The organism is Ochrobactrum sp. BTU1, from assembly GCA_018798825.1.
Classification (GTDB): domain Bacteria; phylum Pseudomonadota; class Alphaproteobacteria; order Rhizobiales; family Rhizobiaceae; genus Brucella.
In genome coordinates this window covers 2,235,903-2,258,739 of the sequence record CP076354.1, presented here as the reverse complement: position 1 = coordinate 2,258,739, position 22,837 = coordinate 2,235,903, and the positions used below count along the sequence as shown (strand labels likewise).

The following is a 22,837-nucleotide window of genomic DNA, read 5'->3' as shown; positions in this document are numbered from 1 at the left end:
CGCCATGCTCTCCTTACGCAATTGCGGAAAGCACAGCCTCCGCCTCGCCGATTGCTTCCGGTGTTCCCACCGTAAGCCAATGCCCGGTCATGGGCATACCATAAAGACGTCCGGCTGCAATGGCTTCATCGAAATAGCGGTTGAGCGATGAAACACCCGGCTCGGCTTTGGCAAAAATACGCGGATGAATGATTGCTGCACCGGCATAGATGACCGGGTCGCCTGCGACATCACGCAGACGGCGCAAGCGGCCCTCTTCATCCCCAACGAAATCGCCCTTGCCTTCAAAACCTGTTGCCTGATCGAGCCTCGCCGTCATGAGAAGAATATCCATGCGGGCATCGTCCCAGACATGCGCCAGCGCCGAAATATTTGGCTGCTCCTCATCACCAACCCAGAATGTATCGGCATTGAGTACGTAGAACGGCTTCCCCCCAAGCTGTGGTAGCACATTGACGATACCGCCTGCGGAATCGAGCAGCAGATCACGCTCGTCGGAGATCGTGATTTTCGGCTTTGAGCGACTGCCAAGATAGTCGATCAGTTGGTCGGCTAAATAATGAACATTGACGATTGTATTCTCAACGCCTGCACCCGCCAGCGCATCCAAGCCCCAATCGATCAGCGGCTTGCCGAAAACCTTAATCAGTGGCTTGGGCATGGTTTCGGTAATCGGGCGCATACGCTTGCCAAGACCTGCTGCAAGCATGATTGCTGTATCAGGACGTGTCATTGTTTCTCCAGCAATGCGAGATCATCAAACCAGCGGGCGACCGGTGCCATGACCGGATGCTTTAAGACGCGGCTAAGATAGTCGTGAATGCGGGGCAGATGCGCGAGATAATGCGGCTTGCCATCACGCTCATCAAGCCGCACGAACAGACCCAGCAGCTTGGCGTTGCGCTGCGCACCCATGGCGGCATAAGCCATGCGGAAAGCCGCTTCGTCAAACACATGGCCAAGCTTGCGGCGTTCATCGCAATAGGCATCTACCACTGCCTTTTCGAGCTCCGGCGTAATCGTCACGCGAGCATCAAGCGCCAGCGACGCGACATCATAGGCAGCAGGGCCGATCATCGCGTCCTGAAAGTCGATTGTGCCAATCTTGTTTGCGCCTCGCGCATCCTCAAACCAGAACAGGTTTGGCGAATGATAATCGCGCAGCAGCAGGCTTTTCTCGCAATCGGCAATAGCATCGAGAACTTTGTCCCATGCCCCTTCATAAGCCTGCACTTCTGCATCACTCAGCTTGCGACCCATCATGCGTGGCGCATACCATTGCCCGACAAGGCTCACTTCCATGATCATGGCATCGCGATCAAAAGGTGCAATGATGTGATCTGGATAGCCTGCAACAGGCGCATGGTCCGGCCACTGAACCCTATGAAGATGCGCAAGAAACCGTCCAGCCGCTTCATAGCGTTCAACCACCGGCTCACCAGATGGAGCCCTGATACCCTCAAGCCCAAGATGTTCAAGGATCAGCAGTCCTGCATCAATATCAACAGCGCGCATTTGCGGCACGCGCAGGCCATTTTTCGCAAGCAGATCATCAATGGCCACGAAAGCCTGAATATTCTCTGCAATATGCGCAAGCTGGCGATAGGACTTGCCGTTACGCAATGGCGGATCGTAGGGCATCGCGGGCGCATTCATCAGAATTTCAACGCCGTGCGCACTGTCGATAATCTCATATTTGCGCGGTGAAGCATCGCCCTGCAAATAGCGGCGCGTGGCCCCTGTCCGGTCGTTGTTTTCCAGGAAAGTGCGGATTTTCAGCGTGCGCTCAAGACGCGAAATCGCAGCGTCTGCCCCGCTAATTACAATGCGCCGCCCTGCCCCTTCATGGGTTAATGTGACGGCAAAGCTCGGTTCCGGCAAAAAGCCCTCTGCCTGCTCCGGCCATTCGGACAGCACAACACCATCTTCGAGAAACTCGACAAGTCCCAGCTCATCCAGCTCTTCGCCATGCGAAATCCGGTAAAGATCAGCGTGAGCGACGGGCAAGCGCAGCGCCTCATAGCTCTGCACCAGCGTGAATGTCGGGCTTGGCACCTCAAGCCCCTCATCATCGGCAATCGCGCGAATGACGGCGCGTGCGAGCGAGGATTTACCAGCGCCAAGATCGCCCGATAAGGTAACGAGATCGCCTTTGATCAGCGCCAAAGCGAAATCCTCGCCAAAGCGTTTGGTCGCAGCCTCATCGGGCAGGAACAATTCAAGACGGGTTATCGGGCTACTGATTGGGGTGCTCATAAAGCCCCGTTTACCTTATTCGGCGGCAACACGGAAGCTGCGCGCTTCCGCCGGGAAGCGACAAATAACGGTTGTTCCGATATCTGCGCCGGTTTCAATTTCCACGCGACCGCCATGCAGTTCGACAAAGCTCTTCACGATGGAAAGGCCAAGCCCCACACCGCGCCTGCGTCCGCCGTTCTGATAGGCCTGGAAACGCTTGAACACAGTATCAAGCACATCGCCCGGCATCCCCGGACCGTCATCATGCACGGCAAACAGAATATCCGTGCCTTCGCGGACAACCTGCAGCGAAACAGTGGAACCTTCCGGTGCATAATTGGAGGCGTTGGACAGGAGATTAAACAGCACCTGACGCACGCGATTGGCGTCGGCTCTGAAGGTTTCCACGTCATCGGCAATATCGACATTGAGCGCGATGTCATGTTCCTGCAGACGCTCGCTCACACGCTTTGCCGCAGCCGAGATTTCGTCCATGACAGCGACATCATCGATATCGAGCTGCATGATGCCTGCATCGACCGTTGCAAGATCAAGAATGTCGTTGACGATGGTCAGAAGCACGGCAGACGATGTGCCGATGTGATCCAGATATTCCAGCTGGCGCTCATTGAGTGAACCAAAGGCCGGTGTCTGTAGTAGCTCGGTAAAGCCGATAATGTTTGTCAGCGGCGAACGCAGCTCGTAGGACACATGCTGCACGAAGTCGTTCTTAATCTGATCGGCAAGCGAAAGCGCTTCGTTCTTTTCCTTGAGCGCCCGTTCAACGCGCACCGTATCGGTGACATCGATGAAAGTGAGCATCGTCTGACCTTTCGGCAGCGGCACCACCGCATAGGAAAGGATCACACCGTCATCAAGTTCAACCTGCCCCATGCGCCCGTTGCGCTCATCCAGGAAGCCGGTGACAGAGGAAACGAAATCATCCCATATGCCATCGCCGCCACGCTGGCCGCAGAGCTTGGAAATGGTTGAGATATGCGTGCCTTCAACGGTGATGGCTGCAGGCAGCGACCAGAGGTCGGCAAAAGACGGATTGGACAGGCGCAAACGGCCATCGGAGCCGAACACGGCGACGGCTTCTCCAAGATGGTCGAGCGTTTCGCCCTGCACCTTGATCAGCGTGTTGTAACGACCTTCAAGCTCGAACTTCTCGGTCATGTTCTCGAAGAACCACGTCACGCCGCCTTGCGGATGCGGATTGGCAACCACGCGCAGGATACGGGTATCCGGCAGATGCCACATATGTTCTTCCGGCTCGACAGCGCGGTAGGCCGCAAGCATGGAATCCTTCCATTTGCGCCATTCCGGCTGTTCCGGCAGCTTGCCTTCCGAGCGCAGACGGTCAAACAGCAGCGTATTGCTCGGATGTGTCTCAAGCCAGGCTGTATCGAGCGACCAGAGCGAAACGAAAGCCTGATTGAAGAATTGCAGCTTCATATCCGGATCGAAGATCGCCACAGCGGTTGAAAGCTGATCGAGCGTCTCAGCATGGCTCTTCAATGTACGACTTAATTCTTCGCGGATCTGCTCGACTTCACTGAGATCAAAGCCCAGACCGGCAGAACCTGCCTCCGCACTCACATCCGTCACATCAAAAATGCGGCGGTCGCCACGCACGACGGCAGGCAGTTTTTCATATAGATCAGGCTCTGCAAACCGATCACGTTCCAGACGTTGACGGGCCTGCGCGCCAAAAAGCTCGCGACGCTCGGACGTTGCCTGTGTGCCGTCTACAGCATCCACAGCTCGCGCATAGGCGGCATTGACCCATTCCATGCGTCCATCGGTGCCACGCACCCAGACCGGCTGTTCAAGACGGTCGAGCAGATGACGCAACAAAGCCAGTTTTTCTGATAGCTCGCGGTTCTGTGCCTGAAGCGCGGCACGCTCGGCCTGAACGCCCTGAAGACCAAGGAAACGCACGATAGCAAAGCTACCGGAAGTTCGGCCATAGACGTCGAGCAGGGTGCCATTGCTGGTTTCGACCGTCAGATCGAAAGCATGGGCCTGCTCGCGCAGCGCTGAAACCGCGCGTTCAAGCTCGGCAACCGATTGCGGACGCAGCCAGCGACCGAAAGCGAGGAAATGCGAGCGATCCTGCGGCGCGCCGCTATCAAACGGCAGTTGCCCGACCACATCGGCACGCGCGCCATGGGCATCCCAGACGACTGCACGCTGATCTTTGAGATTAAGCAACGCTTCATTGCGCTGCGCGGTCAGATTCATATCCGAGAGGCGCGAGCGCAAATCATTGTTTTGATGCGCAATTTTTGAGCGGTCGCGGATAAGCCAGCCAGCCGAGAGGAGGGCTGCGCCCATGGCGCCCAAAAACATCGAAAACTGGATAACTTCAAAAGCACCGACGCTGCCACCGAAAGGCAATTCGATACGTGCGGAATTTTCAGCACCTTGTGCAAATGCCGGAACAGCCGCAACAAGTGCGGCAAAGGAAACTGAAGCCTTGAGAACAACCCGTTTGAGAGGGCTTGCAGCCAATGAAAGCGATGCTTTCAGGTGCCTGCCTGCGCTGTATGCGGATTTGCTCCGCAAGCTCCCCGTTGAGCCGGTCTCTGGCATATTTCCCTTGTCTCCGCCGCCCGGAAGCATCCTCAAAAAGAGGGCTCCCGTATTTCAAAATTCTTCATTCCAGCTCTCTCGCATCGCCACAATGCTGAAAGCCAGACATGTTTCGAGGATGAATAGGTCGCCCGTCTTTCGCCTGAACCGGCAAAAAACGCCCAACGCAAACACCCGTCAAAACACATTGATTCGTCTTCACAATACCCTCACCGTGAATCCGCGTGAAGCGTGTTGCACGCAAAAATAAAGGCCGGGCAACGTAAAGATGCCCGACCTACAAGATGTAGCAGTATGGTTAACGGGTAATTAATACCTGTAGTGTTCCGACTTGAATGGGCCTTGCGGCGTTACGCCGATATATGCGGCCTGTTCCTCAGAAAGCACAGTCAGCTTGGCGCCGAGCTTGTCGAGATGCAGACGTGCAACCTTCTCATCGAGGTGCTTTGGCAGGACATAGACTTCATTCTTATACGCGTCGGTACGCGTGAAGAGTTCGATCTGGCCCAGAACCTGATTGGTGAAGGAAGCCGACATAACGAAGCTTGGATGGCCGGTTGCGTTGCCGAGGTTGAGCAGGCGGCCTTCCGAGAGAAGGATGATGCGCTTGCCATCCGGGAATTCAACCAGATCGACCTGTGGCTTCACGTTGGTCCATTTCAGGTTACGCAGTCCTGCAACCTGAATTTCATTGTCGAAGTGACCGATATTGCCGACGATGGCCATATCCTTCAGCTTGCGCATATGATCGAGCGTGATGACGTCCTTATTGCCGGTCGTCGAGATCACGATATCAGCGGTCGAAGCTGCGTCATCGAGCGTTACGACTTCAAAGCCGTCCATTGCAGCCTGAAGCGCGCAGATAGGATCAACTTCCGTGACCTTCACGCGGGCACCGGCACCAGCGAGCGATGCAGCCGAGCCTTTGCCAACGTCGCCATAGCCACAAACGACAGCAACCTTGCCAGCCATCATGACGTCTGTACCGCGACGGATGCCGTCAACCAGCGATTCCTTGCAGCCGTACTTGTTGTCGAACTTCGACTTGGTGACGCTGTCATTGACGTTGATTGCCGGGAAGGGCAGGAGGCCCTTCTTCTGCAGCTGGTAAAGACGATTGACGCCTGTGGTGGTTTCTTCGGTCACACCTTTGATCGCATCGCGCTGACGCGTGAAGAAGCCTGGGGTTTCAGCCATACGCTTCTTGATCTGCGCGAACAGAACTTCTTCTTCTTCACTTTCAGGCTTGGAAAGAACGTCTTCGCCAGCCTCAGCGCGCGCGCCGATCAGGATATACATGGTAGCATCGCCACCATCATCGAGGATCATGTTGGATGGTTCGCCATCCGTCCACTGGAAGATCTTGTCGGTATAGGTCCAATATTCTTCAAGCGTTTCGCCCTTGATGGCGAAAACCGGCGTGCCGGTGGCTGCAATAGCTGCCGCTGCATGATCCTGCGTCGAGAAAATATTGCAGGAAGCCCAGCGCACATCGGCGCCCAGCGCCTTCAGTGTTTCGATCAGCACGGCGGTCTGGATCGTCATATGCAGCGAACCGGAGATGCGCGCGCCCTTGAGCGGCTGCGACTTGCCGAATTCTTCGCGCGCGGCCATCAGGCCCGGCATTTCGGTTTCAGCAATATCGAGTTCCTTGCGGCCCCAATCGGCAAGACCGAGATCCTTGACGACAAAATCCTGACTTGCGGTCATCATCTGCTCCAATCAAATTTGTTTAGAAGCCCAAAAGGATGCGAAAGGGCTTCGGCTGGCGTTCTGATTAGCAGATCAGCACGCACAGCACAACGCAACATAAAGAAATCTTTATGTGTCTATATCAATTGATTGAGAAGCAGCGGAACGCCCGGAGACTCAGCACTCCTCGCCGAACTTATCGGCAATAAGTGTCTGAAGTGCATCGAGCACGGCGTCAGCCTGTTCGCCAGATGCGCGAACGTCGATGCAGCAGCCCGGGGAGGCTGCCAGCATCATCAAACCCATGATCGACGTGCCGCCAACAGTCATTCCGTCCTTGCTGACGCGGACATGAGCGTTGTAACCGTCGACGAGCTGCACAAATTTAGCCGATGCGCGGGCGTGAAGACCGCGCTTGTTGACGATCTCGAAAGACCGGGACAAGGCGCTATCGGCATCGTATTCGCCGGTAACGGCTACGGTTGGATGCATGGACTACTTTCCTGTCAGAACCTGACTTGCAACATTGATGTACTTACGCCCCGCATCCTGCGCTTCGCGCAGTGCCGTCTTGATGTCTCCACCAATACGAACACTTGAAAGCTTGATGAGCATCGGCAGGTTCACACCAGCGATCACCTCGATCTTGCCTTCTTCCATCACCGAAATAGCCAGATTCGACGGTGTGCCGCCGAACATATCCGTCAGAACGATGACACCTCTGCCATTATCGGCACGATCAACGGCATCGACAATATCGCGACGACGCTGTTCCATGTCATCTTCGGCACCGATACATACGGTCTCGAAATTGTCTTGCGGGCCAACCACATGCTCAACCGCATGGAGAAACTCTTCGGCCAGCCTTCCGTGCGTAACAAGCACGAGTCCGATCATACTTTAAAAGCTCCTGTCGTGTACCCGCCGCTTGAACCCGCCAAAGGCGCAGATGGCACAAAAACCCTGCCGGCCTCTAGCCGACGAGTTGTGCATCTTGGCAGGGCAAATCTTGATATCAAGTGAAAAATTTCAGCTCTGCCTTGAAAAAAGCAAAATGCCGCAGCGTTGGGCACGTCTTTTGGATTCTTATGAATTATATAATCATTCGAATTGTCAGGGCCAAGTCTTGTAGAAGAGACTGGCCTCTATAGCCCGGGAAAGCGCGTTGGAATCGCCATTTGACGACAGCGCAGGCAGTAAGAGACGCGGCACCTCAATGTCGTCAAACTGCCATTTTTCGCCGCTGGGATAACGCTCTGCTTCATCACGCCCAACCAGCATGACCACAAGATCAAGCAGCGTCTGTTTCACATAAGCAACAGTGAACAGACCTGCACCGCGAATCTCTACTCCTCCAGCCAGTGCATCGGGAACACTCGCGACAAGTCTTTCACCCTCCACATGCAGAAGCGTGCGATCATCGGCAACAAGACAAGCCTGATCGCCGCGCATCTTGGCGCGCTCAATCAGGGTGAGGGCGAGTTCTGTCTTTCCGGCACCGGATTTTCCCATCAGCATGACACCGCGTCCTTGCAACTGAACAGTTGTTGCATGGAGGCCGCTTTTTTCCTGTTCGGGTGTCATGTCGAAATTACGCGCTAGCCGGAAGATCGACGATGAAGCGGGCGCCCTTCATCTGATCCGGATCATCCGCATCAATGATATTTTCTGCTGTCAGCGTACCGCCATGAGCTTCAATGATCTGGCGGCTGATCGAAAGCCCAAGACCCGAATTCTGGCCGAAAGCTTCCGATGCGGGGCGATCAGTATAGAAGCGCTCGAAAATACGCTCGATATTTTCAATCGGAATACCGGGGCCGTTATCTTCGACCAGAACACGCAAACGGCCACCTTCACCAGTCAGGGTAACTTCAATCCGGCCCGTATCTTCCGGCACGAAAGAACGCGCATTTTCGATCAGGTTGCTGATGACTTGTCCCAGACGCAGGTCATGACCGGCAACAAAGAAGCCCTTCTTGCCCGCCGGGAACTTGCCCGTATTGAATACAATCTCTGTACCAATCTTGTTGCGACGAACTTCGCGCGCAGCATTGACCAGACTGTTGAGCAGCGTCTTCATATCGACGCGGTCGGAATGTTCGCGCGCGAGCTCTGCATCCAGACGCGAGGCATCAGAAATATCGGTAATCAGGCGATCCAGGCGGCGCACATCATGCTGGATTACATCCAGCAGGCGTTTGCGCGAATCATCGTTCTTGGCGAGCGGCAGCGTTTCAACGGCGCTGCGCAGCGAGGTGAGGGGGTTTTTCAGCTCGTGGCTCACATCAGCTGCGAAACTCTCAATCGCCTCGATGCGCGTATAAAGCGCATCGGTCATTGCGCGGATAGAGGTCGAAAGATGCCCAACTTCGTCCTGACGTTCGGAGAAATCCGGAATTTCCTCACGGCTCTTAACACCAAGACGCACACGGTCGGCGGCAGCCGCCAGCTTCCGCAATGGGCTTGCAATCGTCGACGCCAAAAACAGCGACAGAATCACCATGACCGCGGCCACAACGCCAAAGACCCGGAAAACGGCCATGCGTTCGCCCTGCACGATCTTGTCGATATCGTCACCTTCGGTCGAAAGCAAAAGGACGCCCAGAATGGCGCGCGACTGCTGGATGGGCACTGCCACCGAAACGACCAATTCACCCTGCTGGTTACGCCGCTGTGCTGTTTGCGGAGAGCCAGTCAGCGCACGAACGATTTCCTGATAGGCGAGGCCATTGCCGCCGGGCTGTTCCTGATAAAGCGGCAGACCACCGCCATAAAACAGACGTGAGAACCAACCGGTAAAGCGTTCCCAGGCGCTCGGTTCATCTTCTTCGATTGCTGGCAGATCATAACGGAAAACCGGACCGCCAGACGCGAAAGCCGGGGCATAGAGCGAGCGGGAATCAAGCAGAAGGTTGGCGTAATGATCGTAAATGCGGGCGCGCGTACTGGTCGGTGAAATCAGCTGGCGCAGCATCGGGGAGACTTTTTCCGGATTAATCGGGAATTCCCAGTTATCCGGTGAATCGGGCGAAGGCGTAATGCTTTGTCCCGCTTGAAGCTCCAGAAGTTTTTCCGGGTCGATCATCAGCGAATTGGTATCAACCGTTGCGGATGAAGATATAGCTGCCGCAATGATCTTGCCTTGCGTAAGCAAGCTTTCGATCTTGGCGTCGATCAGCCCCTCTCGGAACTGGTTCATATAAAGAATGCCGGAAACAAGCACGGCAAGGGCTGCAAGATTGAGGAAGAGAATACGGCGCGTCAGGCTTGAGAAGAGAAACTGACCCAGAAACCGGCTGAAGGGCGCAAAAAGACGACGCAGGAAAAGCGAACGTTGCCGCCGCGCCCTACGTTCTCTCATGGTAACGGCACTGTCTTTCCGGGTTTCGGCGACCATGTCGCTTCAATCTTACTTTCTTAGAGCATTTCCTATTCAGGATGAATCATGGGGAATGCTCGATCTCTTTGTTTTTATCGCATTATCCGACGCAAAACCGCTTCGCACTTTTGCTGGAAATGCTCTAATAAGCCTCCGGGCCTCTAATGGCCCGGCGCTCTCATAACTTCATATTACGCTTCGCGGAAGCGGTAACCGACGCCATAGAGCGTTTCGATCATCTCAAAATCGTCATCGGTCGATTTGAACTTCTTGCGAAGGCGCTTGATGTGGCTGTCGATGGTGCGATCATCCACATAGACCTGCTCATCATAAGCCGCATCCATCAGCGCGTCACGGCTTTTCACAACACCGGGGCGCTGTGCAAGCGAGTGAAGGATGAGGAATTCGGTCACAGTAAGCGTTACCGGCTCACCTTTCCAGGTGCAGGTGTGGCGTTCCTGATCCATGACCAGCTGGCCACGTTCCAGTGACTTGGCCTGCTGGCCGGTCGGCTTTGCGGTGCCATCACGAGCCGCAACACGGCGCAGCACGGCCTTCACACGCTCGACCAGAAGACGCTGCGAGAACGGCTTGGTGATGAAATCGTCAGCGCCCATCTTGAGGCCGAACAATTCATCAATTTCGTCGTCCTTGGACGTCAGGAAGATGACCGGAAGATCAGACTTCTGGCGCAGGCGGCGCAGAAGTTCCATACCATCCATGCGCGGCATCTTGATATCAAAGATCGCAAGGTTCGGTGGACGCGCCATCAGGCCATCCAAAGCGGAAGCCCCATCGGTATAGGTCTCCACGCGATAGCCTTCCGACTCCAGAGCAATGGAAACGGAGGTCAGAATGTTGCGGTCATCGTCGACCAGCGCAATTGTCTGCGTTGCCGAAGCTTCCTTCATGCGGACCTTCTCCTTTTTAAACCGCCCCGATCACGGCAGCGGCAGAAATAACCGAACGCCTTCTGGCGTCTCGTCTGCAAATTCTCTTTGTCAGTTCACCTAAGAAGTGGTTCCAGCTGCCCGACAAATCAATAGTATAATAGTCATGCCGCTTGTGCAGTACAAATTAGGTACAAAATGTGGCAGCCGCTCAACTAACCATCCATGCCCCGCTGCGATTCCTTTTCCTTGGTTAATGCAATCGGCAATTGTTCTCGATGAAAAATACACCCGATAACGTGAAGATTAAACGATTTAAAAAAGTTTCAATTTTTTTAAATCGATTAAATATTTGATTTGATTTAATTAATCTGTTTCTGACTGCCATCCCGGATTAAAATGAACCGGGCCAACAAACTTTAGAACCAGATGGCGGAGAGACCATGAAAGAGATCGGCATTCACAATACTGCCGCTTCCATTGCCACTTCAGGATTGAAGGAACTGTCCGCAGTCTTTTATAATTTTGGACCGGCCCGGCTTTATGAAGAGACTATTCGCCGTGGCGAAGCAGAGCTTTCAGCACAAGGAGCCCTTGTTGCTAGAACGGGCCAGCACACTGGCCGTTCGCCAAAAGACAAATTCGTGGTTCGCGATGCAAACACCGAAGATCAGGTCTGGTGGGACAACAACAAGCCAATGACGCCGGAGGCTTTCGAGCTTCTCTATGCCGATTTCATCGAACATGCGAAGGGCAAGGAGCTTTTCGTACAGGATCTCATCGGCGGCGCAGACGAAGACAACAAGATCAACGCGCGTGTTGTCACTGAATATGCATGGCATTCGCTGTTCATCCGCAACTTGCTGATCCGTCCGGAAGAAGCAGCGCTTGCTTCTTACGTGCCTGAAATGACCATTATCGACCTACCTTCCTTCAAGGCCGATCCTGCGCGCTATGGCGTGCGCACCGAAACGGTGATCGCAGTCGATCTCACCCGCAAGATTGTGCTGATCGGTGGCACTTCCTATGCTGGTGAAATGAAGAAGTCGGTCTTCACCGCGCTCAACTATCTTCTGCCTGCCAAGGGCGTCATGCCAATGCATTGCTCGGCCAATGAAGGCCCGAACGGCGACACGGCTGTCTTCTTCGGTCTGTCCGGCACTGGCAAGACCACGCTGTCGGCTGATCCAACCCGCACGCTGATCGGCGATGACGAGCACGGCTGGGGCGAAGATGGCGTCTTCAATTTCGAAGGCGGCTGCTATGCCAAGACCATTCGTTTGTCAGCTGAAGCCGAGCCGGAAATCTACGCAACTACGCAGCGCTTCGGCACTGTGCTGGAAAATGTTGTGCTGGATGCAAACCGCCAACCGGATTTCGATGACGTATCGCTGACTGAAAACACCCGCTGCGCCTATCCGCTCGACTTCATCCCGAATGCATCATCGACGGGCAAGGGCGGTCAGCCAAAGAACATCATCATGCTTACCGCTGATGCCTTCGGCGTCATGCCTCCGATCGCCAAGCTTACGCCTGCGCAGGCCATGTATCACTTCCTGTCAGGCTACACCGCCAAGGTTGCCGGTACCGAAAAGGGCGTGACCGAGCCTGAAGCAACGTTCTCGACCTGCTTTGGTGCGCCATTCATGCCGCGCCATCCATCGGAATATGGCAATCTGCTGCGCAAGCTGATCGCCGAACACAAGGTCGATTGCTGGCTGGTCAACACCGGCTGGACCGGCGGCGCTTATGGCACCGGCAAGCGTATGCCGATCAAGGCTACCCGTGCGCTTCTTGCAGCAGCGCTCGACGGTTCGCTCAATAATGCGGAATTCCGTACTGATCCGAATTTCGGCTTCGCCGTGCCGGTTGAAGTGCCGGGCGTGGATACGTCCATTCTCGATCCGCGTTCGACCTGGGCTGACAAGGCAGCTTACGACGCACAGGCGCAAAAACTTGTCGATATGTTCGTGAACAATTTCGAGAAGTTCGAAAGCCATGTCGATCACGATGTGAAGGACGCTGCGCCAGCGACCCAGATCGCCGCACAATAAATGTGATTGATATCCTGAGGAGGAGGAGAAGCCCGGCTGAAAGGCCGGGTTTTTCTTTTGTCTAACGGATAGAACGTGTCGCGCTTGATCGTATCCACCGCGCTCGCTCTATCCATTTGTTTTTACGCATGTCTTTATCCCAAAACCGGTTCCCACTTTTGGGAGACATGCGTTAGAAAGCGGTGTATCACTTTCCATCATGGAAGAAAGCCGCAACATCATTCGCATCACCAACCGCCTGACGATCCACGAGGACGATCTGGAGGAGAGCTTTATTCGCTCATCCGGTCCCGGTGGTCAGAACGTCAATAAGGTTTCGACCGCCGTGCAGCTGCGCTTTCATGCGGCACGCTCCGGCCTTCCCGAAGATGTGCTTTCCCGTCTTTTCAAGCTTGCTGGTCAAAAAGGCACCAAGGACGGTGACATACTGATCGAGGCCAATCGCTTTCGCACACAGGAACGCAATCGCGAAGATGCCCGTGAGCGGATGATTGCGCTGATCCAGGAGGCAGAAGTTCCGCCACCGCCACCGCGCAGGAAAACAAAGCCGACAAAAGGCTCGATTGAGCGCCGCCTCAAGGCTAAATCCGGACGCTCTGACATCAAGAAAGGCCGCGGCAAGGTTTCTTACGATTAAGCGCATCCCGAAAAGTGGGAACCGGTTTTCGGAAGGAGATGCGCGTAAAAACAAATATACCATTCGCATTTTGGGAACAGACAACATGACAATCAATTATCACGAGCTTGAAACCAGCCATGGCCGCATTGCTGTGCGTGAAAGCGAAGGCGAGGGCGCTCCTCTTCTGATGATCCATGGCAATTCAAGTTCGGGCGCAATTTTCGCACCACAGCTCGAAGGCGAGATCGGCAAAAAATGGCGCGTGATAGCACCTGATCTTCCGGGCCATGGCAAATCTTCCGATGCGATTGATCCTGATCGCAGCTATTCGATGGAAGGCTATGCGGATGCGATGACGGAAGTCATGCAGCAGCTCGGCATTGCCGATGCTGTCGTTTTCGGCTGGTCGCTCGGTGGCCATATCGGTATCGAGATGATTGCCCGTTATCATGAAATGCGTGGCCTTATGATTACCGGAACTCCACCCGTAGCGCGCGAGGAAGTGGGGCAGGGGTTCAAGAGTGGACCCGACATGGCGCTTGCCGGACAGGAAGTCTTTTCCGAGCGCGATGTGGATTCTTACGCACGCAGCACCTGTGGCGAACCATTCGAAGCATCGCTTCTCGATATTGTTGCCCGTACCGACGGCCGCGCGCGCCGCATCATGTTTGAAAAATTCGCCGCTGGCACCGGAGGCAACCAGCGCGACATCGTCGCTCAAGCAAAGCTTCCAATTGCAGTCGTCAATGGACGCGACGAACCTTTCGTCGAACTCGACTTCGTCTCTAAGGTAAAATTCGGTAATCTTTGGGAAGGCAAAACCCACGTTATCGACGATGCTGGACATGCGCCATTTCGCGAAACGCCAGCGGAATTTGATGCTTATCTCGCTCGTTTCATCGAGAGTTGCACAAAATAACTTTTGTAATTCAAACGGCATCGATTGATGCCGTTTGACGGCTTCCCACATCCGCCCCGCGCCCTAACTTGATCTTCAGTCCTAACTGGATCTTCAGGATTGTGAAAAGGGTGAAATCATGGGCATGACTGTTGCGGATCTTCTGGCTCAGACCTTGGCCGAAGCAGGTGTTAAACGTATCTGGGGCGTCACGGGCGATAGCCTCAACGGACTGAATGACAGCCTCAGAAGACTTGGCAAGATCGACTGGATGCATGTCCGCCATGAGGAAACCGCAGCCTTCGCCGCAGGGGCCGAAGCGGCTGTCACCGGCGAACTGGCCGTTTGTGCTGGCAGCTGTGGGCCTGGCAATCTGCACCTCATCAACGGGCTTTTTGATTGTCACCGCAACCGCGAACCTGTGCTGGCGATTGCAGCCCATATTCCTTCATCCGAAATCGGCCTCGACTATTTTCAGGAAACCCATCCGCAGGAACTGTTCCGCGAATGCAGCCATTTTGTTGAGCTGGTTTCCAACCCTGCACAAATGCCCGAAGTGCTGAACCGCGCCATGCGCGCGGCCATCGGAAAGCGCGGCGTGGCCGTGATCGTCATTCCGGGTGACGTTGCGCTCAAGCAGGCACCTGAAGGGGCAAAGCAGACCTGGACGCCGATCTCGCCTCCACGCATGGTTCCGTCTGATCAGGATGTCGCTAAGCTCGCAGATATTCTCAACGGTTCTGAGAAGATCACCATTCTGGCAGGCAGCGGCTGCGCTGGCGCCCATGATGCTGTCGTTTCATTGGCCGAACAGCTTGAGGCGCCTGTGGTTCATGCGCTGCGCGGCAAGGAACATGTCGAATGGGACAATCCCTTTGATGTTGGCATGACCGGCCTGATCGGCTTTTCATCCGGCTATCACGCCATGCTCAACTGCGACACGCTGCTGATGCTTGGCACCAGTTTCCCTTATCGCAACTTCTATCCCGACAAGGCAAAGATCGTTCAGATCGACAATGATCCTTCACAGCTCGGACGCCGTGCGCCGCTCACATTGGGCGTGACCGGCGATGTGTCGGAAACAATCGCAGCCCTTTTGCCGAAGCTCAAATCTGGTCGCAGCACGAAGTTCCTCGATGCTGCAAAGACACATTACACGAAAGCGCGCGAGGCATTGGATGATCTGGCAGCACCATCAAAACCAGGCCAGCCGATCCACCCGCAATATCTCACCCGCCTCGTCAATGAGATTGCGGATGAAGATGCGATCTTTACCGCCGATGTCGGCACGCCTACCGTCTGGGCTGCACGCTATCTCACCATGAATGGCAAGCGTCGCCTGCTCGGTTCTTTCAATCATGGCTCAATGGCCAATGCCATGCTTCAGGCGCTGGGCGCAAAGGCTGCAGCGCCGGAACGACAGGTCGTTTCACTGTCCGGCGATGGCGGTTTCACCATGATGATGGGCGATTTCCTGTCGTTGAAGCAGCTCAATCTGCCCGCCAAGATCATTGTTTATAACAATGGCTCGCTTGGCTTCGTGGCGATGGAAATGAAAGCGGGCGGCTATCTGACCTCTGGAACCGACCTCGAAAACCCGAATTTTGCAGCCATGGCGGAAGCCATCGGCATCAAAGGTTTTCGCGTAGAGGAGTCCGCTGATCTGCCGGAGGCATTAAAGCAGGCTTTTGCGCATGACGGTCCGGTTCTGGTCGATGTGTTAACAGCCAAACAGGAACTGGTAATGCCGCCCAAGATCAAGGCCGAGCAGGCGAAGGGCTTCAGCCTTTATATGCTCAAAGCCATCATCAGCGGTCGTGGTGATGAAATCGTTGAACTCGCCCGTACCAATCTTGGTCGTTAAAACGGTCTTATCGAAGGGGCATGCTAATTAAGTGCCAGAACTTATTGAGCAATTTCCGGAAAATCCTGTCTTGACCAATTTTCGTCGAGCTGTACTTTGTAGCCTATTGATTGGCTGCAAGAAGCGCTAGCTCATCTCTGGTTCTGATATTTGATACGACGCATCAATAGTTTAGCAACAACAGGGAGATTTGCCCCATGGGAATTTTCGATTTCGTGAAGTCGGTCGGAACCAAGCTTGGTTTCGGTGAAAATGAACCCAAAGCCGATGATCTGAAGAAGGAACTCGACTCGCATAATCTCGGCACCGATGGCGTGCAGGTGAGCGTGCAGGGCGACAAGGCCGTCCTGACCGGCAATGTGAAGGATCAGTCGGCTTTTGAAAAAGCTATTATCGCTGTGGGCAACTCGCTTGGTGTTTCCAAAGTGGAAGCCTCGGAACTGAAAGTCGATGGAGCCGGGACGACCGGTGCCGAACCCGTCTTCTACACGGTCAAGAAGGGCGACAATCTCTGGAAAATCGCCGAAGCTCAATACGGCAAAGGCAAGGGCGCAAAGAACGACATCATCTTTGAAGCCAACAAGCCGATGCTGACGCATCCGGACAAAATCTATCCGGGTCAGGTGCTGCGCATTCCGCCGCTTGCTTGATTGCTAAAACGATCCAAAGCGATCAGGGCGCCGAACTATTCGGCGCCCTTATTCTTTACGGGATATAAATCTCGGCTTTCATGAATGTTACGGCGTTGCCGGTGAGCAAAACACGGTCGCCTTTTAGCTCACATCCCAAATGTCCACCACGGGCAGAAGCCTGATAAGCGGACAGTTTGTTTTTCCCGATCTTTTGAGCCCAATAGGGAACAAGCGTCGCATGGATAGATCCTGTAACCGGATCTTCCGGGATACCCGATCCCGCCGCAAAATAACGCGAAACAAAGTCGTGCGACGATCCTCGTGCGGTAATCACCAGGCCGACTGATCCCAGTTTTTCAATCTGGATATGATCAGGCACGAAAGCCCTGACCGCAGCCTCATCCTCAAGCTGCACATAGATATTCTCGAAATTTCTGAAGAACGTGGCTCCGCTCTCATTCTCAAACAGTGGTGCAGTGAACGCGGGCAGCTCGGAAAGCTGGTCGGGAGCAATGGACGGAACATCAAGCACATAATCGTCGTCCGCGCGCGAAACACTGATCTTGCCTATGCGGGTGTGAAAATGCAGCTCACCATCAATCTTGTGGTGCCAAGCCAGAACATGCGCCGTTGCCAGAGTGGCATGGCCGCAGAAATCGACCTCAAGCGTCGGTGTAAACCATCTGAGCTTCCAGCCATCCTCTGCAGGGCACGCAAAAGCTGTTTCCGCGAGATTGTTTTCCGCAGCGATTGCTTGCATGGTCGCATCGCTCAGCCAGTCTTTCAGGATCAGAACTGCCGCAGGGTTTCCGGCGAAGACACGTTTGGTGAACGCGTCCACCTGATACATTTCCAGCACTTGCGGCATTCTGGTTTCCTGAGATTTAAATCTTTCTGAGTGCCACTTCTTCGATCAGATGATCGCTGCCTTTGCGCAGGATAATATCGGCGCGGGGGCGGGTGGGAAGAATGTTTTCGCGCAGGTTCTTCATGTTGATATTGTTCCAGAGGCCTTCGCCGATGGAACGCGCGGCTTCTTCTGAAAGCTGCGAATAACGGTGGAAGAACGACTGCGGATTGACGAAAGCCGTCTCACGCAAACGCATGAAGCGGTCGATATACCATTTGTGGATCAGCTCCGATTCCGCATCGATATAGATCGAGAAGTCGAAGAAGTCGGACACGAAAGGCACCATTTTTCCGTCTTCCGGCAGATCGCGGACCTGAAGCACATTGATGCCTTCAAAGATCAGAATGTCGGGCTTGTCGACAATCTGATATTCGCCATGCAGCACGTCATAGCTCAGATGCGAATAGAGCGGCGCGCGCACATGGCTCATGCCTGCCTTGATCGCTGACAGGAAACGTAAGACCGCGCCCACATCATAGCTTTCCGGAAAGCCCTTGCGCTCCATCATGTTCTGATCACGCAAAACCGCGTTGGGGTAGAGGAAGCCGTCCGTCGTCACCAGATCGACCTTCGGGCTGGAAGGCCAGCGGGCGAGTAGTTCTTTCAGAATACGCGCGGTCGTGGATTTGCCGACCGCAACCGAGCCTGCAATGCCAATGATAAAGGGCGTCTTGAAGCGCTCTTCCATATTGAGAAATTGCTGGCGCTGGCGGAACAGAAGCTGGCTTGCTTCCACATGCGCATAGAGCAGGCGGGACAGCGACAGATAAATGCGCCGCACCTCATCAAGATCAATCGGATCGCCCAGCGAGCGCAACCGTTTCACTTCTTCATAGGTGAGGGTGAGGGGGGTGTCGGCGCGAAAGCCTGCCCACTCTTCCGCCGAAAAGAAACGGTAAGGCGAGTAACGCGACGGCGTTAGCTGGTCCACTTTTTCCCACATATTGTCGCTGCTCTCCCTCAACGCCAATTCTGCACTAACAGCTTTTGGATTAGTTTGCATTTATGCTTTCGGACGACCGGCCTTTTCCTCAAGGCCAGTCTGCGCCGTGCGGCGTTGCAACTCTGCAAGAACTTCATCAAGTGGCACGTCTGCAATCTTGAGAACCACCAGCAGGTGATAAAGCAGATCAGCGCTTTCCGTGACCACTTCCGCGCGATCACCGCTAACTGCGGCAATCACCGTTTCGACGGCTTCTTCACCAAGCTTTTTGGCGGCCCGCGTCTGACCCTTGGCAAAGAGACTAGCAGTATAAGACGATCCATCCGTCGAATTTGCACGCTCTGCGACGATGCGTTCAAGATCGGAAAGGGTGAACTCAGCCATCGGAATTCCTTCAACTCTTTTTGCGCATGTCGTTATCGGAAAACCGGTTCCCACTTTTCCGCGACAAGCTATATTCTCAACGGACCGGATCGAGCCGCATCGGGATACCAGCCTCGGCCATATAGCGCTTGGCTTCGCCAATCGTATAGGTTCCAAAGTGGAAGATGGATGCTGCGAGAACTGCCGTTGCATGACCTTCGCGGATACCGTCGACCATGTGATCGAGATTTCCAACGCCACCCGATGCGATCACCGGAACGCGCACGCTGTCAGCAACAGCGCGCGTCAGTGCCACATCGTAACCCGCCTTGGTGCCATCACGATCCATCGAGGTCAGCAGGATTTCACCCGCACCAAGGCTCACCACCTTCTGTGCAAATTCCACCGCATCAATGCCAGTCGTCTGGCGACCGCCATGGGTAAAGATTTCCCAGCGGTCGCTCTCGCCAGCACCCGAAACCTTCTTGGCGTCAATGGCCACAACGATGCACTGATCGCCAAACTTGTCGGCGGCTTCTGCAACAAATTCCGGGTTCTTGACCGCAGCCGTGTTGATCGAAACCTTGTCGGCCCCAGCAAGCAACAGCTTGCGAATGTCAGAAACCTGACGCACGCCACCGCCAACAGTCAGCGGCATGAAGCACTGTTCAGCTGTACGGGCGATAACATCGAAAATTGTCTCGCGATTGTCCGAAGACGCCGTGATGTCGAGGAAGCACAATTCGTCTGCACCCGCCGCATCATAGGCGCGTGCTGCTTCAACCGGATCACCGGCATCAATCAGATCGACGAAGTTTACGCCCTTAACGACACGACCGTCTTTCACATCGAGGCAGGGAATCACGCGTGCTTTGAGTGTCATGCTGAAGTCCTCAGAAGAGCCAGTGCTTCTGCTGGATCGATGCGGCCATCGTAAAGCGCGCGACCGGAAATCGCACCTTCAAGCTTGCGTGCATCAGGAGCGGCGAGGCGCTTAATATCATCCATCGAAGCAAGACCGCCCGATGCGATTACCGGAATGGAAACGCTGTCTGCTAGGCCAAGTGTGGAATCCCAGTTGATACCAGCCAGCACGCCGTCGCGATCAATGTCTGTGTAGATGATGGCGGCAACACCCGCACCTTCAAACTTTTTCGCGAGTTCCACCACGCCAAGCTCGGAGGCCTCGGCCCAGCCTTCAACGGCAACATTGCCGCCCTTGGCGTCAATGCCGACCGCAACCTGACCCGGAAACTCCTTACAGGCTTCGATCACCAGCGCCGGATCGCGTACGGCAACCGTACCCAAAATTACGCGGCGCAGTCCCTTGGAAAGCCAGCTTTCGATATGGGCGAGGGTGCGGATACCGCCGCCAAGCTGAACCGGATTTTTGGTCGCTTTCAAAATGGCTTCAACAGCTTTGCCGTTGACGCTTTCGCCAGCAAAAGCACCGTTTAGATCAACCACATGCAGCCATTCAAAGCCTTGATCCTCAAAAGCTTTGGCCTGTGCTGCAGGGTCTTCATTATAAACGGTCGCCTGATCCATGTCGCCAAGCTTCAGGCGCACGCATTGACCGTCTTTCAAATCGATGGCGGGAAAAAGGATCATATCTTCAAGGCTTCCATTTCAGGAAATTGGCAATAAGCGAAAGGCCAAGCAGCTGGCTCTTTTCAGGATGGAACTGCGTGCCGATCATGTTGTCGCGACCAACCGTTGCGGTCACATCGCCACCATATTCGGTGACGGCCAGCACTTCTGCTTTGTTCTTCGCGTCGAACATATAGGAATGCACGAAATAGGCATGCAAGCCGTTCTCGCCGGTAGCGATACCGTCAAACACCGGATGCGAATGTTTCACGTGAATCCTGTTCCAGCCGATCTGCGGAATCTTGAGCGTCGGGTCGGACGGCGTCATTTCACGCACGTCGCCTGCGATCCAGCCGAGACCTTCGGTCACTTCTTTTTCAAGGCCGCGTTCCGACATCAACTGCATACCCACGCAGATGCCAAGAAACGGATGCGCCTTTTTCAGAACCACATCTTCCAGTGCTTCCACCATGCCGGAAACCGCATGGAGGCCGCGACGGCAATCGGCATAAGCGCCAACGCCTGGCAGCACGATGCGATCGGCGCTCGCCACGCGATCGGCATCTGCAGTCAGTTCGATTTCAGCTTTCAAACCGCTCTCATGGGCGGCGCGCTCAAAGGCCTTGGTGGCCGAGCGAAGATTGCCGGAACCATAGTCGATAATTGCAACACGCATTTTCAGTTTTCTCCGCGATGACCGACAAATCCGATCGTCGAGCCAAATGAGGAATATGTGGGACGAGGGGGCTGCTGCGCCCATTCGGGCGCAGAGGTGTCCTTCAGGGAGTCTTTGATTTCTGTCGCTGGCTCTGCCGCTTCTTTAAGACCGTAGAAGTAGCGGATTTCCGCTTCTTCCAAATCAGCCGCATCAATGACGGCTGTTTCAACGAAACCCTGACGCTTTAGCTTCGCGATCTTCCAGTTAACGCCTTCCAACGCCACGAAAAGCGAAAATAGCAACGTGATCAGCGGCACTGCATTGGAGATGCCCAATGCAGAACCTGCCACGCCCAGCAGGATCGTCACACCGAGAACGGCAATGGCTTCAAACCAGAGCCGCTGCAACAAAAGCCAGACAAACGGGAGGATCAGCGCTAAGGCGTAGAATCCGTCGCGCACGAAAACCGCTTTTTCGGAACGTTGAGTTCCGGCTGGTTCAAGAACGACGAATTGCGCCATGACACGTCCTTTCGGGAAAGACTTATCCCTTCAGCGACCCCTTGGTCGAGGGAATTGCATCCTTCTGGCGCGGATCGGTTTCGAGCGCTGTGCGCAGAACCCGGGCCACCGCCTTGAAGATCGATTCTGCAATATGGTGATTGTTGGCACCATAGTGATTGTTGATATGCAGCGTAATGCCTGCATTCATCGCAAAAGCCTGGAAGAACTCGCGCACCAGTTCAGTATCGAAGGTGCCGATTTTGGCCGTCGTGAAATTCACGTTCCAGACCAGAAAGGCACGGCCCGAAACATCGACCGCCGCACCCGTCAGCGTGTCGTCCATGGCGAGATCCATCGAGGCATAACGCACGATGCCGCGACGCTCACCAAGCGCTTTCGCCACAGCCTGACCCAGCGCAATTCCAGTATCCTCGACTGTGTGGTGGTCATCGATATGCAGATCGCCCTTGGCCATGACGCGCATGTCGATGAGCGAATGTCGGGAAAGCTGCTCCAGCATATGATCGAAGAAGCCGACACCAGTTGTAATGTCGAACTTGCCGTTGCCGTCCAGATCCACAGAAACAGCAATGCTTGTTTCTTTTGTTGAACGTTCGATACTTGCTTTGCGGGCGCTTTCAGCCGTCATTGCATTTCCTCAGTTGAAATCTTTTCGCGTTCTAGAACAGCTGGCCGCTTTTGCCAATGGTTTTAGGGATGCTCCCAACATTCTGACTTTTGTTTGCGCGCATTTTATCAAAAAGCCGTTTCACACTTTTTGGAATGCGGCTTTCCCAGCAGCGCATTTTACCCAAAAACCGTTTCACACTTTTTGGAATGCGGCTTTCCCAGCAGCGCATTTTACCCAAAAACCGTTTCACACTTATTGGAATGCGGCTTTCCCAGCAGCGCATTTCATCCAAAAACCGCTTCACACTTTTTGGAATGCGCTGTTAGCCATTTGCATTTTGCCAGCCCCTTCTTAAATATTCACAACGAAACCCGA

General features: G+C 54.6%; 23 protein-coding genes. 6 read left to right on the top strand and 17 right to left on the bottom strand.

Going from position 1 to position 22,837, the window contains the following annotated elements:
• Positions 1-13 precede the first annotated feature (13 nt).
• The 9 genes from KMS41_10915 to KMS41_10875 form a co-directional block, all read right to left on the bottom strand.
• Positions 14-733 (bottom strand): nucleotidyltransferase family protein, encoded by a 720-nt coding sequence (locus KMS41_10915; GenBank protein QWK77574.1) that lies wholly within the window; start codon positions 731-733, stop codon positions 14-16.
• Positions 730-2,244: a tRNA (adenosine(37)-N6)-threonylcarbamoyltransferase complex ATPase subunit type 1 TsaE gene (gene tsaE, locus KMS41_10910; GenBank protein QWK78852.1), complete on the bottom strand. Its 1,515-nt coding sequence runs from the start codon at positions 2,242-2,244 to the stop codon at positions 730-732. Before tsaE ends, KMS41_10915 begins: the two co-directional genes overlap by 4 nt.
• Before the next feature lie 27 nt (positions 2,245-2,271).
• Positions 2,272-4,836, bottom strand: coding sequence for a PAS-domain containing protein (locus KMS41_10905; protein QWK78851.1), 2,565 nt, complete (start codon positions 4,834-4,836; stop codon positions 2,272-2,274).
• A gap of 309 nt (positions 4,837-5,145) precedes the next feature.
• Positions 5,146-6,546: an adenosylhomocysteinase gene (ahcY, locus tag KMS41_10900; protein QWK78850.1), complete on the bottom strand. Its 1,401-nt coding sequence runs from the start codon at positions 6,544-6,546 to the stop codon at positions 5,146-5,148.
• A gap of 159 nt (positions 6,547-6,705) precedes the next feature.
• Positions 6,706-7,020 (bottom strand): HPr family phosphocarrier protein, encoded by a 315-nt coding sequence (locus tag KMS41_10895; GenBank protein QWK77573.1) that lies wholly within the window; start codon positions 7,018-7,020, stop codon positions 6,706-6,708.
• Positions 7,021-7,023: 3 nt separating this feature from the next.
• Positions 7,024-7,425, bottom strand: a complete 402-nt coding sequence (locus KMS41_10890) for a PTS sugar transporter subunit IIA (GenBank protein ID QWK77572.1) — start codon at positions 7,423-7,425, stop codon at positions 7,024-7,026.
• A gap of 216 nt (positions 7,426-7,641) precedes the next feature.
• Positions 7,642-8,112 carry an HPr kinase/phosphorylase gene (locus tag KMS41_10885; protein ID QWK77571.1) on the bottom strand — a complete coding sequence of 157 codons (471 nt, stop codon included), beginning with the start codon at positions 8,110-8,112 and terminating at the stop codon, positions 7,642-7,644.
• A 7-nt stretch (positions 8,113-8,119) separates the two neighbouring features.
• Positions 8,120-9,925, bottom strand: coding sequence for a stimulus-sensing domain-containing protein (locus tag KMS41_10880; protein QWK77570.1), 1,806 nt, complete (start codon positions 9,923-9,925; stop codon positions 8,120-8,122).
• A gap of 173 nt (positions 9,926-10,098) precedes the next feature.
• The gene (locus KMS41_10875; protein QWK77569.1) at positions 10,099-10,818 is read right to left on the bottom strand and encodes a response regulator transcription factor; all 720 of its coding nucleotides are present in this window, start codon (positions 10,816-10,818) and stop codon (positions 10,099-10,101) included.
• A 422-nt stretch (positions 10,819-11,240) separates the two neighbouring features.
• Here KMS41_10875 and KMS41_10870 point away from each other — a divergent pair, with 422 nt between their 5' ends.
• The 5 genes from KMS41_10870 (at position 11,241) to lysM (ending at position 16,882) form a co-directional block, all read left to right on the top strand.
• Positions 11,241-12,851 (top strand): phosphoenolpyruvate carboxykinase, encoded by a 1,611-nt coding sequence (locus tag KMS41_10870; protein QWK77568.1) that lies wholly within the window; start codon positions 11,241-11,243, stop codon positions 12,849-12,851.
• 199 nt (positions 12,852-13,050) lie between these two features.
• Positions 13,051-13,488 (top strand): aminoacyl-tRNA hydrolase, encoded by a 438-nt coding sequence (gene arfB, locus KMS41_10865; protein QWK77567.1) that lies wholly within the window; start codon positions 13,051-13,053, stop codon positions 13,486-13,488.
• A gap of 85 nt (positions 13,489-13,573) precedes the next feature.
• The gene (locus tag KMS41_10860) at positions 13,574-14,389 is read left to right on the top strand and encodes an alpha/beta hydrolase (GenBank protein ID QWK77566.1); all 816 of its coding nucleotides are present in this window, start codon (positions 13,574-13,576) and stop codon (positions 14,387-14,389) included.
• A 118-nt stretch (positions 14,390-14,507) separates the two neighbouring features.
• On the top strand, positions 14,508-16,232 hold the full coding sequence (poxB, locus tag KMS41_10855) for a ubiquinone-dependent pyruvate dehydrogenase (protein ID QWK77565.1): 1,725 nt from the start codon (positions 14,508-14,510) through the stop codon (positions 16,230-16,232).
• Positions 16,233-16,429: 197 nt separating this feature from the next.
• A complete protein-coding gene (gene lysM, locus KMS41_10850; GenBank protein ID QWK77564.1) occupies positions 16,430-16,882 on the top strand; it encodes a peptidoglycan-binding protein LysM in 453 nt (150 codons plus the stop codon).
• Positions 16,883-16,937: 55 nt separating this feature from the next.
• On the opposite strand, the gene KMS41_10845 is transcribed toward lysM, so the two are convergent.
• From KMS41_10845 to hisB, 8 genes are all read right to left on the bottom strand, one after another.
• Complete coding sequence (locus KMS41_10845) at positions 16,938-17,732, bottom strand: PhzF family phenazine biosynthesis protein (GenBank protein QWK77563.1); 795 nt, start codon at positions 17,730-17,732, stop codon at positions 16,938-16,940.
• 16 nt (positions 17,733-17,748) lie between these two features.
• Positions 17,749-18,717 carry a type I pantothenate kinase gene (gene coaA / locus KMS41_10840; protein ID QWK78849.1) on the bottom strand — a complete coding sequence of 323 codons (969 nt, stop codon included), beginning with the start codon at positions 18,715-18,717 and terminating at the stop codon, positions 17,749-17,751.
• A gap of 60 nt (positions 18,718-18,777) precedes the next feature.
• Positions 18,778-19,101, bottom strand: coding sequence for a phosphoribosyl-ATP diphosphatase (locus KMS41_10835; GenBank protein QWK77562.1), 324 nt, complete (start codon positions 19,099-19,101; stop codon positions 18,778-18,780).
• A 76-nt stretch (positions 19,102-19,177) separates the two neighbouring features.
• Positions 19,178-19,963: an imidazole glycerol phosphate synthase subunit HisF gene (gene hisF / locus KMS41_10830; GenBank protein QWK77561.1), complete on the bottom strand. Its 786-nt coding sequence runs from the start codon at positions 19,961-19,963 to the stop codon at positions 19,178-19,180.
• On the bottom strand, positions 19,960-20,691 hold the full coding sequence (hisA, locus tag KMS41_10825; protein ID QWK77560.1) for a 1-(5-phosphoribosyl)-5-[(5-phosphoribosylamino)methylideneamino]imidazole-4-carboxamide isomerase: 732 nt from the start codon (positions 20,689-20,691) through the stop codon (positions 19,960-19,962). The genes hisF and hisA overlap by 4 nt, the downstream gene beginning before the upstream one ends.
• A 4-nt stretch (positions 20,692-20,695) precedes the next feature.
• Positions 20,696-21,346, bottom strand: a complete 651-nt coding sequence (hisH, locus tag KMS41_10820) for an imidazole glycerol phosphate synthase subunit HisH (protein QWK77559.1) — start codon at positions 21,344-21,346, stop codon at positions 20,696-20,698.
• A 2-nt stretch (positions 21,347-21,348) separates the two neighbouring features.
• On the bottom strand, positions 21,349-21,849 hold the full coding sequence (locus tag KMS41_10815) for a DUF2628 domain-containing protein (protein QWK77558.1): 501 nt from the start codon (positions 21,847-21,849) through the stop codon (positions 21,349-21,351).
• A 22-nt stretch (positions 21,850-21,871) separates the two neighbouring features.
• The gene (gene hisB / locus KMS41_10810; GenBank protein ID QWK77557.1) at positions 21,872-22,480 is read right to left on the bottom strand and encodes an imidazoleglycerol-phosphate dehydratase HisB; all 609 of its coding nucleotides are present in this window, start codon (positions 22,478-22,480) and stop codon (positions 21,872-21,874) included.
• Between the two features lie 13 nt (positions 22,481-22,493).
• Here hisB and KMS41_10805 point away from each other — a divergent pair, with 13 nt between their 5' ends.
• A complete protein-coding gene (locus tag KMS41_10805) occupies positions 22,494-22,817 on the top strand; it encodes a hypothetical protein (GenBank protein QWK77556.1) in 324 nt (107 codons plus the stop codon).
• Positions 22,818-22,837: the final 20 nt, after the last annotated feature.